Annotated in this window: 8 protein-coding genes; 4 read left to right on the top strand and 4 right to left on the bottom strand. The window is 40.3% G+C overall.

Translation table 11 applies throughout. The annotated features are described in order from the left end of the window. The 3 genes from ruvX to G7074_RS09130 all read right to left on the bottom strand — a co-directional run bounded on the left by ruvX (nucleotide 1) and on the right by G7074_RS09130 (nucleotide 3098). Complete coding sequence (gene ruvX / locus G7074_RS09140; RefSeq protein WP_124561027.1) at nucleotides 1-417, bottom strand: Holliday junction resolvase RuvX; 417 nt, start codon at nucleotides 415-417, stop codon at nucleotides 1-3. A gap of 264 nt (nucleotides 418-681) precedes the next feature. After that, nucleotides 682-2337 (bottom strand): outer membrane beta-barrel family protein, encoded by a 1656-nt coding sequence (locus G7074_RS09135; RefSeq protein ID WP_166208084.1) that lies wholly within the window; start codon nucleotides 2335-2337, stop codon nucleotides 682-684. A 47-nt stretch (nucleotides 2338-2384) separates the two neighbouring features. Continuing rightward, the gene (locus G7074_RS09130; RefSeq protein ID WP_166208081.1) at nucleotides 2385-3098 is read right to left on the bottom strand and encodes a carboxypeptidase-like regulatory domain-containing protein; all 714 of its coding nucleotides are present in this window, start codon (nucleotides 3096-3098) and stop codon (nucleotides 2385-2387) included. A 257-nt stretch (nucleotides 3099-3355) separates the two neighbouring features. On the opposite strand from G7074_RS09130, the gene ricT reads away from it, so the two are divergent. Together ricT and G7074_RS09115 are read left to right on the top strand one after the other, a co-directional pair. Continuing rightward, the gene (gene ricT / locus G7074_RS27900; protein WP_370526615.1) at nucleotides 3356-6046 is read left to right on the top strand and encodes a regulatory iron-sulfur-containing complex subunit RicT; all 2691 of its coding nucleotides are present in this window, start codon (nucleotides 3356-3358) and stop codon (nucleotides 6044-6046) included. Continuing rightward, nucleotides 6015-6509, top strand: a complete 495-nt coding sequence (locus G7074_RS09115; protein ID WP_124561023.1) for a gliding motility lipoprotein GldH — start codon at nucleotides 6015-6017, stop codon at nucleotides 6507-6509. The genes ricT and G7074_RS09115 overlap by 32 nt, the downstream gene beginning before the upstream one ends. A 38-nt stretch (nucleotides 6510-6547) precedes the next feature. Here the strand turns inward: G7074_RS09115 and murF are convergent, their stop codons facing one another. After that, the gene (gene murF, locus G7074_RS09110; RefSeq protein ID WP_199748373.1) at nucleotides 6548-7849 is read right to left on the bottom strand and encodes a UDP-N-acetylmuramoyl-tripeptide--D-alanyl-D-alanine ligase; all 1302 of its coding nucleotides are present in this window, start codon (nucleotides 7847-7849) and stop codon (nucleotides 6548-6550) included. Between the two features lie 83 nt (nucleotides 7850-7932). Between murF and G7074_RS09105 the strand changes: the two genes are divergently transcribed. Continuing rightward, nucleotides 7933-10428 (top strand): M14 family metallopeptidase, encoded by a 2496-nt coding sequence (locus tag G7074_RS09105; protein ID WP_124561022.1) that lies wholly within the window; start codon nucleotides 7933-7935, stop codon nucleotides 10426-10428. 184 nt (nucleotides 10429-10612) lie between these two features. Next, nucleotides 10613-13783, top strand: a complete 3171-nt coding sequence (locus tag G7074_RS09100; protein WP_124561021.1) for a SusC/RagA family TonB-linked outer membrane protein — start codon at nucleotides 10613-10615, stop codon at nucleotides 13781-13783. The last annotated feature ends 1 nt before the right edge of the window (nucleotide 13784 follow it).

The following is a 13784-nucleotide window of genomic DNA, read 5'->3' as shown; positions in this document are numbered from 1 at the left end:
TTATAAACGGTTGGTTTCCATAAAATATTGTAGAATAATGGTTGCGGCAATGGTATCTACCCTTTCTTTATCGCGACGGTCTTGCTTTTTCAGGCCGCTTTGCATAATGGCTTGATGTGCCATTTTAGAGGTAAAGCGCTCATCAACCCAATGCCTTGGGATATCGGGAAATGATTTTTTTAACAAGGTAGCAAAGCCCTTTACATGTTGCGCCGAATCAGAAGGAGATCCGTCCATTTGTTTCGGATCGCCAATTACAAAGGCTTCAACCTGTTCGGTAAGCATATATTTTTTAACGTACTCAATCACATCTTTTGGGTGGATGGTATCCAGGCCGGTAGCAATAATCTGCAAAGGATCGGTTACTGCAATGCCGATACGTTTGGTACCGTAATCAAAAGCTAAAATTCGGGCCATAATCTTGCTTGGCGTTAGGTGTTTGGCGTAGCGTATTACGCTCGCCTGTAAAATTTAAAAGTCCAAAGGTAGTGTTTTTTGCGAAATGGGTTTTGGGGCGCTAAGCTAGTTTACCGGTTAGCTTTTTTACTTTGATTTGGTGCCACCCAAGGTGGCAAACTTTCATATAAATATCGTTTAATCTGCTTTTTTATTGGTTAACTGTTTAACTGTGACTATTTGATGAAATTGAAAATTGCCAACTGAAAACTCCTAACCTCCCAACTAAGTCCCTGCCCTGTTAATTTCATCGGCTGCGCCGCCGGCCGATCTTTTAGAGGCTTTTAAAGGTTTGCCAAAACGGTAAGTAAAGGCCAGATTAACTACCCGGCTATCTCTGGTGAGGATAAAATATTCGCTTGCTGCGGGAAAATCGGTTAAGCCTTCCATGGCCTGAGTGTAAAAAATATCTCTGGCACTAAGTTTTAAGCTCCCCTTCCCTTTAAATAAGCTTTGCGACAGGCCTGCCGATAGTTGCCCTGTTGGATATAATAATTCCTGAAGGTCGTTGCGCGCCCTGGTAATATAAAAACCAGAAATTTCGGCGCTCAAACCTTTGTTTATGGTAAACTGATTATTTATACTCGATTGCAACTGGTTAACCGACGAAGCATAATTGACATTTTGATAGCCCTTTAACTGCTTATAATTAAAAGTACTTTGCGCATTTAACGACCACCAGCTAAATGGCGAAACCTGCAAAGAAACAGATAAGCCTAAATTGTGCATCCTGCCAACATTGCCCTCTGTGTACACTAAAATATCGGTTCCTTCTGACAGGAAAAGCTGCGAGAAATAATTTTTGATTACGCTATAAGATAAGGTTGTGGTTAAAAGTTGCTTAAACTGATGCGTTAATTCCAAATTCCAGCTGTACTGAGGTAAAAAGAAGGGGTTACCACGCTGGTAAGTGTATTTATTGATAATGAAAACAAAAGGATTTAATTTCTGATAGGCCGGCCGATCGATCCTGCGGCCTGCAGTTAAGCTAAAAGTGTTGGCAGTATCTGCTGCATAACTGATATAGCCCGATGGGAAAAGGTTGCTGTAATTTTTAGAAAATGCAGAATCCCTGCGAATGCTGTTGCCCAGTTGGTTGGCATCGTAATGGGTGTTTTCGTAGCGTATGCCAGTCTGTGCATTAAATTTTCCAAACTTACTTTCAAAACTGCTGTACAGCGCATTGATATCTTCTTTGTATAAAAAATGATTGCTTTTGTTTAGGTCTTCCGAAAGGTTGCTCCCATTAAAAAGCTGATAGGCAGCAATGTTATCGGTACTGATGCTGGATGATTTAAAACCCGATTCGAGCTTATGGTTTTTGCCGAAACGGATAGTGTAATCGGCTTTTGCCGATAATATTTTCAGGGTTGATGGGATCTGCGCCACCGAGCCCTTAACGTATCCGCCGGCAGCCAGTAATTTATTGGTGAAAACCTGATCGTTAGTTATATCATATTTTAAGGCATCTAAATCAATGGCAAGATCTTGTGTTTTGCTTAAAATCTGTCTTAAATTTACATTAACAGCGCCGTTTTTGAGTTTGAAATTGGTTGTGCTGTAAGTGCCGATGGCTGAGTCTATATTGCCCGAATTACCTTTCCAGGTGGCGATAGCCTCACTCCGGCCATTGCGTTTGCCTAAATTGCCCGTTAAGGTTAAGCCAATGGTTGTTTTATCAGAAACATAGTAATCGAGCCCTGTTTTTAACAAATGGCCACTGTTTTTTGACTGGAAAGAAGAGGACTGATCTAAAAATGGGCTAACCGAAACATTTGTCCCAAAATATTGACGATAGGCATAAATATCGGTAAAGTTCTTACTTAAGTTAACACCGTAATTGGCAAAGGTATTGATGCGGCCTTTGCGGTAATTAAGCAATAAACTATTGTTGTTTTTATAGTATTTTCCTTGTCCGAAAGCGGTAATTATGGAGCCGTTAAAGCCTTCCTGTCTGTTCTTTTTGGTTTTAATGTTAATAATTCCGGCGTTTCCACTGGCATCATATTTTGCTGAGGGTTGGTAATCAGTTCGATCTGGTTTACCTGTGAAGAACTCATGCTTCCCAGTAAATTGCTCAGCTCAGTTCCCGATAAAAAGGTTTGCTTATCGTCAATCAGTACCAGTACGCCTGCTTTGCCTTGCAGGCTAACCCCTCCGTTTTTATCTACAATAACGCCCGGCGATTTCTCCAATACTTCCAACACTGTTGTGCCTGTGTTGGTAACAGCGGCATCGACATTTACTATGGTTTTTCCCTGAACATGCTGTATAAACTGCTTTTTACCCTGCACGATTACATCGCCCAGGCTTTTTTCGGCCGCCGGTAAGTTGATGGTGATGTTTTTATTGGTAAAGGGCGATAAAAGCGAAACAGTTTTTTGTATGCTATGCCCAATTGCACTTGCGCTAAAAACATATGCTCCGGCTGCTGGCTCGGTAAAATTAGCAATGCCGTTCTTATCGGTTATTGCTGCCTTAACTAAAGCTTGGTTCGGTGCGGCAAGAAGTTGCACGGTGGCATTTTCTATACCCTGCCCTTTTTGGTTAAGCACAATAATTTTAACGGTCTTACCCTGGCCATAGCCGAAAACGGAATAAATGCTCAGGCCGAGCAGCAGTATGTATTTAGAGAAAGTCATTTAGTTTATCGTTAGTTGGGTAAATATATTAATCTGTCCTAACAAATAGGATAATCTGCTAACAGATAAGAAATTAATCTAAAATTAAATTTGAAAGCGGTTTTGAAAATATGCAAAAAACACTTTTCGCCAATGTTGAACTGATATTGTTACAACAGCAGATTTGAATGTCTTTACAATCTAAAAAAGAATGGCGGTAAAAGAAGATGAAGCCTACTAATGTAAGAATCTCATATCTATTTCTTATTTTGCACCAAATGCAGTTTAAAGAAATCATAGGACAGGAAAGAGTAAAGCAACAATTGGTGCAAACGGTTAAGGAAAACCGCATTAGCCATGCGCAGCTTTTTTTGTCACCTGCGGGTTCTGGCGCTGTGCCACTGGCAATTGCCTATGCGCAATACATCAATTGTTTGGATAAAAGAGAAAACGATAGTTGCGGCGAATGCTCGAGTTGTAGAAAATACGAGCGGTTAATTCACCCCGATCTTCATTTTTCTTATCCCTTCTTTGCCTCGGCCAGTGTAAAAACTGCTGTTGATGTATTGGATGAATGGCGAAACATGGTTTTAGGCGATCCTTATTTTGATATGGATATCTGGCGTTCCAAACTGGATGCCGCCAATAAACAAGCCAACATTAACATTGCCGAATGCCACGATATTATTAAAAAACTGAGTTTTAAAGCTTTTGAGGCCGAAACTAAAGTTCTAATTATGTGGTTGCCCGAGTATCTGGATAAAGCAGGCAATGCTTTGTTAAAACTGATTGAAGAACCACCTGCAAATACGCTTTTCATTCTGATTGCCCAAAGTCAGGACCAGATTTTAACAACCATTTTATCGAGAACACAGATCGTTAAAATACCCAAACTTACCTCAGAAGAAGTTACCGGATATTTGCTAAATACCAGCGGTTTAACCGAACATCAGGCTACTGATTATTCTTTTTTGGCCGATGGGAATTTAATTGAGGCCAAGGCACTGGCAGCCGATACGCAGAACGATAGCTCGGGTACATTTACCGCCTGGTTAAGAATGGGTTTTGGTAATAAAGTGCCTGATCTGATTAACTTTACAGATGAGGCAGCCAAATGGGGCCGCGAAAACCAAAAGAATTTTTTAAAGTACGGGGTAAATTATTTACGCGAGTGTTGTTTAATTTTAAGTGGGGCCGAAGAACTGGTGAAATTACCTCCCTTAACCTTCGAAACGGCAAAAAAATTAAGTATGCACGTACTTACCTTGCCTATGGCCGAGGCTATAATTGGCGAATTGGAAAAGGCACATTACCACATTGAAAGAAATGCAAACCCTAAAATTCTGTTTTTAGATGTATCTTTACAACTGGTAAAAATTATCAAGTTTAAAACGCTCCCGCGGGGACTCAATATATATACAATTAATATGGGATGTGGAAGTTGTTCAACAGGTGGTGGTTGCACCCCTAATGGATGCAAGAGTAATGGCTCATGCGGCACCGGTGGTTGCCAAACAATGGAAGTACACGATTGGCTATCTAATTTGGATATGCCTGCTAATTATAAACCTTTTCAGGTTACCGAAATCAAATTTAAAGGCTCTCGTAAAGAATTTTTCTTAAACAGCGATAATATTTACCTTGAAATTGGCGAACTGGTTGCCGTTGAAGGACCAACCGGAGGTTTCGATGTAGGGCATGTTTCGCTTACCGGCGAACTCGTACGCATACAGATGAAGCGGCGCAAAACTTCAATCGATCAGGTAGTTAAGAAAATTTACCGTAAGGCTACCGAAGCAGATGTAGAAAAATGGAATGCCGCAAAGGGAATGGAATGGGAAACCATGCACAAAGCCCGTAAACTGGCGTTAGATCTTCGTTTGCAAATGAAAATTAGCGATGTAGACTATCAGGCTGATAAAACCAAGGCAACGTTTTTTTATACTGCCGATGGCCGTGTGGATTTTCGTGAGCTAATTAAGAAAATGGCCGAAAGTTTCCGTATCCGTATCGAAATGCGCCAGATTGGAATGCGCCAGGAAGCTGGCCGTTTAGGTGGGATAGGTTCTTGTGGCCGCGAACTTTGCTGCTCTACCTGGTTAACCAATTTTAAAACGGTTTCTACCGCTGCGGCACGTTACCAAAACCTTTCGCTTAATACCTTAAAGCTTGCCGGCCAGTGTGGTAAGTTAAAATGTTGTTTAAACTACGAGCTCGATACCTATTTAGATGCCTTAAAAGATATTCCGGATAGAATTGAGAATTTAGATACTGAAGCAGGTTATGCCCGCCATCAGAAAACCGATATTTTTAAAAAAATAATGTGGTTTAGTTACCAGGGCGATGAAAACTGGATTCCGGTTAAAGCTACTCGTGTAAAAGAAATCATGGCTATGAACAAGGCCGGCAAAAAAGCGCCGAACCTGAAAGAAGACGCTGTTCAGATTGCAGCTCCGGTAGTGGTAGAAAAATCTTTCGATTATGAAAATGTAGTTGGTCAGGATAGTTTAACCCGTTTAGACGAGCGTTCGCGGGGTAAAAACAACCAGAACCGAAACAATAATCAGAAAAACAACCGCAATAACCAGAAAAATAACCGTGACAGAGTACCTGCCGGCGAGAAAAATGCTCAGCCAAACAGTAAGCCTCAACCTCAGCAGGGTGGTCAGAAATCACAACAGGGCGGAAAACCACAGCAAAACCAGAAACAGCAACAAAACGCTGGACCAAAAGGTCAGCAGCAGGCCGTACCAAAACCTGCGCATGTTAACGGACCTAAACCTCAAAGCAATAAACCTAAACAACCGCAACAGCCTCAGGGGCAGAAGCCCGTTGTTAAAGCCGAAGGAAGTGCTGTGCAGGGTGAAAAGACAGAACAGAGCAAAAATAAAAGCAGAAATAACCGTAGGAAAAATAATAATCGCCGAAACAATAACAATGGTTCAGAAAATAAACCTGCTGCCGAATAAAATAAACCTGCTGGTTTTCGGTTTTTGTGTAATGGTATCGTTATTGGCTAGCTGTACCAGTAGTAGTGTTATCGACAGTAATGTTGAATTGGCCGATCGGCGATGGACTTACCGTAACCACATTTCTACACCATTTGAGATTAAGGATTATACCAAAGGTTATAATATTTACTTCAAATTAAGGCATACTGCTGATTATAAGTATGCCAATATTTTTATCCTGGCACACTTTAAAGACGGGAAACAAATGGTAACCAGACGCTACCAATATAAGTTAGCCAAAAATGATGGCGAATGGTTGGGAAGCGGATCAGGTAATCTGTTTAGCTATACCCTGCCCATGCTTACCAACTATCATTTTCCCCGCAACGGGAAATTCGATATTGAAATTGAGCAGAACATGCGCGATAACCCACTGCTTGAAGTGAGCGATGTGGGCCTTGCCATTGAGCAAGCGCAATAACAGGAAGCAAAGCGAATAGTGCTATGCACAAGGAATCGCTAAATATATTGCAACAAATTTTCCAGTTTCATTCCCCTCGATCCTTTTAGCAATAGCAAATGATCCTGAATAGGGTTTTGCTGCAAGTAATCTGCGGCTTCTGATGGTGTTTCGAAAAACAGCGCATTAACCTCATCTTTAAATGCGTAGAAGTATTTACCGATAAAAATCACCTGGTCTAATCCGCTTTCTTGTGCCTGGCTAACAATTAGTTGATGCTGGGCCGGAGATTCGGGGCCAAGCTCAAACATATCCCCTAAAATAGCGGTTTTTTTTGCAGCCGATAAAACAGCAATATTATTTAAAGCAGCAGTCATACTGCTTGGGTTTGCATTGTAAAAATCGCAGATTACGGTGTTTTTTTCCGTTTTTGTTAATTGCGAACGGTTGTTTTTAGGTTGGTAGTTGGCTAAACCTGTGTTAATTTCTTCAGGATTCATGTCAAAGAAATCGCCAATACAGATGGCTGCAAGTATGTTCTCGAAATTGTAACTGCCCGTTAAATTGGTTTTAACCGACGATTCAGCTTCGTGGTTTGTCCATGCTACCTCAATAAAAGGATCACTGCTTTTTAGCGCTCCTTTAATGGTATTACCATTTTCGGTTCCATAATAAATAAGCTTATTTAGGCCTGCATTAGCACTCATTTCGAGCAGATAGGGATTATTCCGGTTGATGAAAGTGTAACCATTGTTCGCTTTCAAGTAAGCATAAAGCTCGGCTTTTCCTTTTTTTACTCCCTCAAAACCACCAAAGCCATCTAAATGTGCCATCCCAACATTGGTTATGATGCCATGAGTGGGTTTGGCAATGGTGCAAAGCAGTTCAATTTCTTTCTGGTGGTTAGCGCCCATTTCTATCACAGCAATCTGTACATCAGCAGCAATAGATAAGATAGACAAAGGAACACCAATGTGATTATTGAGGTTGCCAAAAGTGGCAAAAGTTTTATAACGTTCAGCCAAAACCGCGTTTACTAGTTCTTTACTGGTGGTTTTGCCATTACTGCCGGTTAAGCCGATAACGGGGATGTTAAGTTGCTGGCGGTGATGGCAGGCCAAATCCTGTAAAGCGCCTAAAACGTCATCTACCAGTAAGCATTTTGCATTACCTGCATATTTTTCCTCATCAATTACTGCGTAAGCTGCTCCCTTTTCTATGGCTTGATGCGCAAATTCGTTTGCATTAAAAAGATCACCTTTCAACGCAAAAAATATACAACCGGGAGTAATGTTTCTCGTATCGGTAGAAATAACAGGGTTTTTAAGGTAGTGGTCGTATAGCTTTTCGGTTGTGATCATGTGGTCGTAAAAAATGTGATGTAAAATTAAGCTTTAGCAACAACAAAAAACAAAATTAGTACATTAGGTAAAATTATTTTCGCATGAAAAGACTGTTAACGTTCTTCCTGATCTCGCTGAGTTCTGTTTTATTAGTACGGGCCCAGCTTAAAACTCCAGATGATTTTCTAGGTTACGAACTAGGTTCGCATTTTACCCCACACCATAAGGTAGCCGACTATTTCAGGCAAACTGTTGCAGCTTCTCCGAAAAATACTAAACTAATCGAATACGGCAAAACAAATGAAGGCAGGCCCCTGCTTGTCGCCATTGTTTCAACACCTGAAAATATAAACCGGTTGGAACAAATCAGAAATAATAACTTAAAACTGACAGCCGGAACCAATAATAATGTTGATTTATCCAGCCAACCAGCTATACTTTGGTTGAGTTATAATGTACATGGTAACGAGGCGAGCTCTACCGAAACATCAATGAAGATGCTGTATACACTGGTATCGGGCACCAACAAACCTGCTACCGAATGGCTGAAAAATACTGTGGTGGTGATTGATCCCTGTTTAAATCCGGATGGTCGTGACCGTTACGTAAATTATTTTAACAGTGTGGTCGGAAAAACACCCAATTCTGATCCAGCCTCGCGTGAGCATATTGAACCTTGGCCGGGGGGTAGACCAAATCATTACTATTTTGATTTAAACCGCGATTGGGCCTGGCAAACTCAAATAGAGAGTCAGCAAAGATTAGCCTTATACAACCAGTGGATGCCACAGGTTCATGTCGATTTTCATGAGCAAAGCTACAATGAGCCTTATTATTTTGCACCGGCCGCAGAGCCTGTGCACCAGGATATTACGCCATGGCAAAAAAGTTTTCAGGTAGTGGTAGGGAAAAATAATGCCAAGTATTTCGATGCAGAAGGCTGGCAATATTTCACCAAAGAACGTTTCGATTTGCTTTACCCTTCTTATGGCGATACTTATCCGCTATATAATGGATCGATTGGAATGACTTATGAGCAAGGAGGTATCAGGGCGGGTTTATCGGTGGTAACCAACGATGGCGATACGCTAACCTTAAAAGACCGCATTGCCCACCATTTTACAACGGGGATGTCGACAGTTGAAGTTACAGCATTAAACCACAACAAACTTTTAGAGGAGTATAAGCAATACTTTCAGCAAGGATTGGTTAATGCACCAGGTATTTATAAAAGCTATATCATTAAGGCAGGCAATCTGTCGCGTTTAAATAAACTTGCCGAGCTACTGACTAAAAATAAGATCGAATTTGCTTTTGGAGGAGATAAACAAGGCCGGGCTTTCGATTACGACACCCAAAAGGAAGAAAATTTTACCCTAGGGCGTAACGATCTAGTTGTTAATGTTCAGCAATCGCGCGCGGTGCTGGCCAATGTGCTTTTAGAGCCGCATACTTTTGTAACCGATTCGAATACCTACGATATTACAGCCTGGGCGCTACCCTATGTGTTCGGGTTAAAAGCTTACGCAAGCAAGGAAAGTATAAAAGGTAAGTTCTCTGCACCCGAAGAAACTAAAATAGCAAGTAATGAATTGGATAAGCCTTTGGCCTGGTTGTTTAGCTGGGGCACCAGCGAAGATGCACAGGTGTTAATCGCTTTGCAAAAGGCAAATATTAAAGTAAGACAGGCAGATCAGCCTTTTTCGGTAAATGGAAAAGATTATCCGGCCGGGACCTTAATTGTGCTCAGGGCCGAAAATGAAAGAATAACCAAAGGCCTGAAAGATAAAGTTACTTTAGTTGCCAAAACTTTAGACAAACCGATTTTGGCTGTTAGCAGTGGCTTTGTGGAAAAAGGCAAAGATTTTGGCTCAAATGTTTATCCTTTGTTAAAACAACCTAAAATTGCAATTGTATCGGGCATGGAAGTCTCTTCATTGGCTTTTGGAGAAGTTTGGTTTTATATTGAGCACGATTTAAACCTCTCACCCAGTATTATTAATGCTAAAGATATTAACAGTCTGGATATTAATAAGGTAAATACACTCATCTTGCCCGATGGCAGTTACGACTCCTTTATAGGAGATGGTTTAACAGCCTGGTTAGATAAAGGTGGTAAATTGATTTTGATGGAAGATGCCATTGAAAGTTTTTTGGATAAAAAGGGCTTTGACATTAAAAAGAAGGAAGTGGGAGTTAAGAAAGACGAAAAGCAGGAAGCCAACAAACTTCTTTTTAAAGATAAAGACCGGGATGATTTTGAAACAACTATACCAGGTGCGGTTTATAAGATTAATCTCGATGCCAGTCATCCTTTCTCATATGGGCTTGGAAGAAGCTACTACAGCCTAAAAACCGATCGAAAAATCTACGAGCCCTTTGTAAAGGGGTGGAATGTGGGACTGGTTAACGAAAAAAGCTTAATGGCAGGAGTTGTTGGGAAAAAAGCAAAAGAAGAGCTCAAAAGCGGGCTGCTTATCGGCGTGCAGGATTTCGGTCGCGGGCAGGTGGTTTACCTAGCTAACGACCCCCTTTTCAGAAACTTTTGGGAAGGTGGAAAAACACTTTTTGGTAACGTTATTTTCTGTAGCTATTAACATATCCTTTAAATCAAAACTGACCCCTAATTTTTTAGTTAACGAAAAAGTTACGCTTGTAAAATCGGCCTTGGGGTGTATTTAGGACAGGATTAGTTAAAAAATGTTAAAAATAATTTGCTTACGGAGCTAACTAACTCTAATTTAGTGTATTATTTTACACATTAACTAACCTATTTCTACTATGAAAAAACTTCTACAGAGTTTGTTCATTCTCATGCTTTTTGCGGTAAACGCAATGGCACAGGATCGAACAATCACAGGAACAGTTACGTCTGCAGACGACAAACTGCCAATTCCTGGAGTAAGCGTAAAAATCCAGGGTGCCGCTGGTGGTACCTCTACCGATTCGAATGGAAAATTCTCCATCAAAGTGTCTTCATCAGCTAAAGTACTTGAGTTCTCTTCAATTGGATTTGCCTCACAAAACAGGCCAATCGGAAGCTCAAACGTAATTAATGTCGTTTTAACTACCGATTCTAAGGCTTTAGGCGAGGTTGTTGTAACGGCGTTGGGTGTTAACAAGGCTACAAAAACATTAGGTTATTCTCAAAGCACTTTAAAGTCGGCAGAGGTTAACGCTTCTGCACCGGCAAGTTTATTTGGTGGTTTGCAAGGAAAAGTAGCAGGGGTAAACATTTCCAATACTTCTGGTGCGCCGGGTGGATCAACCAAAGTTATTTTAAGGGGATATTCCTCAATAACAGGAAGCAATCAGCCTTTATATGTTGTTGATGGTGTGCCTTTGGATAATTCAACTGCAGGTTCGGATAACAACTATGACTTTGGTAACAACGCCAACGACATCGATCCGAATAACATTGAAAGCATCAGTATTTTAAAAGGATCGGCAGCAACAGCCTTATATGGCTCGCGTGGTTCGAATGGTGTTTTAATCGTTACCACTAAAAAAGGTGCAGCCGGTAAATTAAAAGTAGACCTTTCTACAGCCACCACATTAACCAACGTCGCTTCAGTATACAAGCTTCAGGATCAGTTTGGCCAAGGTTGGGATGGTACTTACATTCCTTCAGAAAATGGTAACTGGGGTCCAAAATACGATGGTCAATTAAGATCGTGGGGCGCAATTGTAGATAACTCTCAATTGTTAAAGCCTTTTTCATTTATCAAAAACAATGTGAGAGATGCTCTAACAACTGGTATCGAGCTAAATAATAATATTGCCCTAAGCGGAGGAAATGACAACAGTACTGCTTATTTTTCTTATGGTAATATTTACAGCAATGGTTATCTGCCATCTGATAACGATTCGTATAAAAGAAATAACTTTACCTTAAAAGGGTCTACCAAGTACGGAAAGTTTTCTGCCGATGCATCTTTAAACTATGTGGGTAAAACGACTAAGTTTATCAATCAGGGTGGTGCTAATTCAGGTATCGGTTCGTCATTTTACGAAGATATTCTTCAGATTCCGGGAGATATTCCAATTAAAGATCTTCAGGATTACAAAAACAAGTTCTTTAACGTAGACAATTATTTCACGCCATATGCCGAAAACCCATATTATTCTATTTATGAAAATGGAAGTAGGTATAAGAGTGATCGTGTGTACGGAAATATTAATTTAAACTATAAAGCTACTGGCTGGTTAAGCTTTCAGTTTCAGCAAGGTGCCGACATTGATAATGCCATTAGTAAAATCTGGCACAATAAAAATGCGCCAAGCGTAGGCAGTTACAATGCTGGTGGAAATATTGAAGGATCTTCAAGGGCTGCTGATGTTGGTGATGTAATAGACGGCTCTGTAAAAACTTTTGAGTACGACTCGAAATTAAATGCACTTTTTAATAAAGAACTAAATAGCCATTTTGATTTAGATGGTTTAATAGGTGTTAACTATAACGATCGTGGTTCTAGAATTTTAACCACAGGTATTGAAGATCTGGCGATCCCAGGTTTTTATCAGATCAATAACTCAGCCAATAAGCCTACCTCAACAAGTGCAGAATCTCACCGTCGTTTATTTGGTGCCTATGCTTCAGCAACTTTAGGTTATAACAAATATTTGTATTTAACTTTAACTGGTAGAAACGATTGGTCATCAACACTTCCACAAAATAATAACAACTATTTCTACCCTGCTTCGAGTTTGGCTTTCATCGCCTCACAAGCAATGGATTTATCTAAAACGCCAATTAGCTTTTTAAAGTTCAGGGCGAGTTATGGGGAAACGGGTAGTGATACAGACCCTTATCGCGTGTTTAACACAGCAACGAGTACATCATCGCCGCTAGGCTTTGGAACATTAACCTTTCCTATATTCGGTGTTGCAGGTTATTCAATCTCTAACCAGTTAAATAGCAATAACTTTAAACCAGAGCGAGTTAAAGAGGTAGAACTAGGTGCTGAAATCAGATTTTTACAAGACCGAATTGGTATTGATGCAACTTATTACAATAAGTTGAGAAAAGATCAGATTATTCCTTTGCCAATCGATCCATCTACTGGTTACTCATCGTACATTGTTAACTTCGGTTCTGTTCGCAATAAAGGAATTGAATTGGCTGTAAACATCAAACCTATTAAAACTACAGATATTGACTGGAATTTAAATTATACCTTCACCAAAGAAAACAGTAAAGTAACCGAATTGCCAATTGGATTAGATAAAGTGGTTTTAAATTCGGCTTATGACGCACAGTTTGTGGCCCGCGTTGGTCAGCCATTAGGTATTATCGAAGCGCCTACCCGCACCTATAGCCCAAGCGGACAGGTTATTGTTGATGCGAATGGATACCCAGTATATTCTTCTGAAAATGTAAGCTTTGGCTCTACTGTTCCGGATTTTGTAATGGGATTGAGCAATCAGTTCCGTTATAAAGATTTTTCACTGTCATTTACACTAGACTGGCATAAAGGTGGTGTGTTTTATTCAGGAACAGCCGATTTGTTAAACTTTGTAGGTGCTGATGCCAAAACAACTTATAATGACCGCCGTCCGTTCATTGTACCTAATTCAGTTCAAAAACTGGCCAACGGTACTTATGTAGAAAATACCACGCCAATAACAGAAGCCAATACTGATGATTTTTATTATCACACATCAAATAAGGCAGATGCATATACTAATCGTATTTTAGATAGATCTTTCTTAAAATTAAGAGAAGCGACTTTAAGTTATAACCTGCCAAAATCCATTGTTGGCAAAATAGGTGCACAACGGGCAAGTGTTTCTGTTTTTGGAAGAAACCTGGTTACCTGGTTAGCGAAAAACAACAATACTATCGATCCTGAGGTTTCTAACTTTGGAAATGATTTAGGAAGTGAATTTGGCGAGTTTAGAACCGCACCCCCGGTTAGGTTCTTCGGCGCATCGTTAAAAGTTTCATTTTAAT

The organism is Pedobacter sp. HDW13 (assembly GCF_011303555.1).
In the GTDB taxonomy this organism is placed as follows: Bacteria; Bacteroidota; Bacteroidia; order Sphingobacteriales; family Sphingobacteriaceae; genus Pedobacter.
Note: the sequence above shows the minus strand (reverse complement) of the source record. Positions and strands in the feature narration are given on the sequence as shown.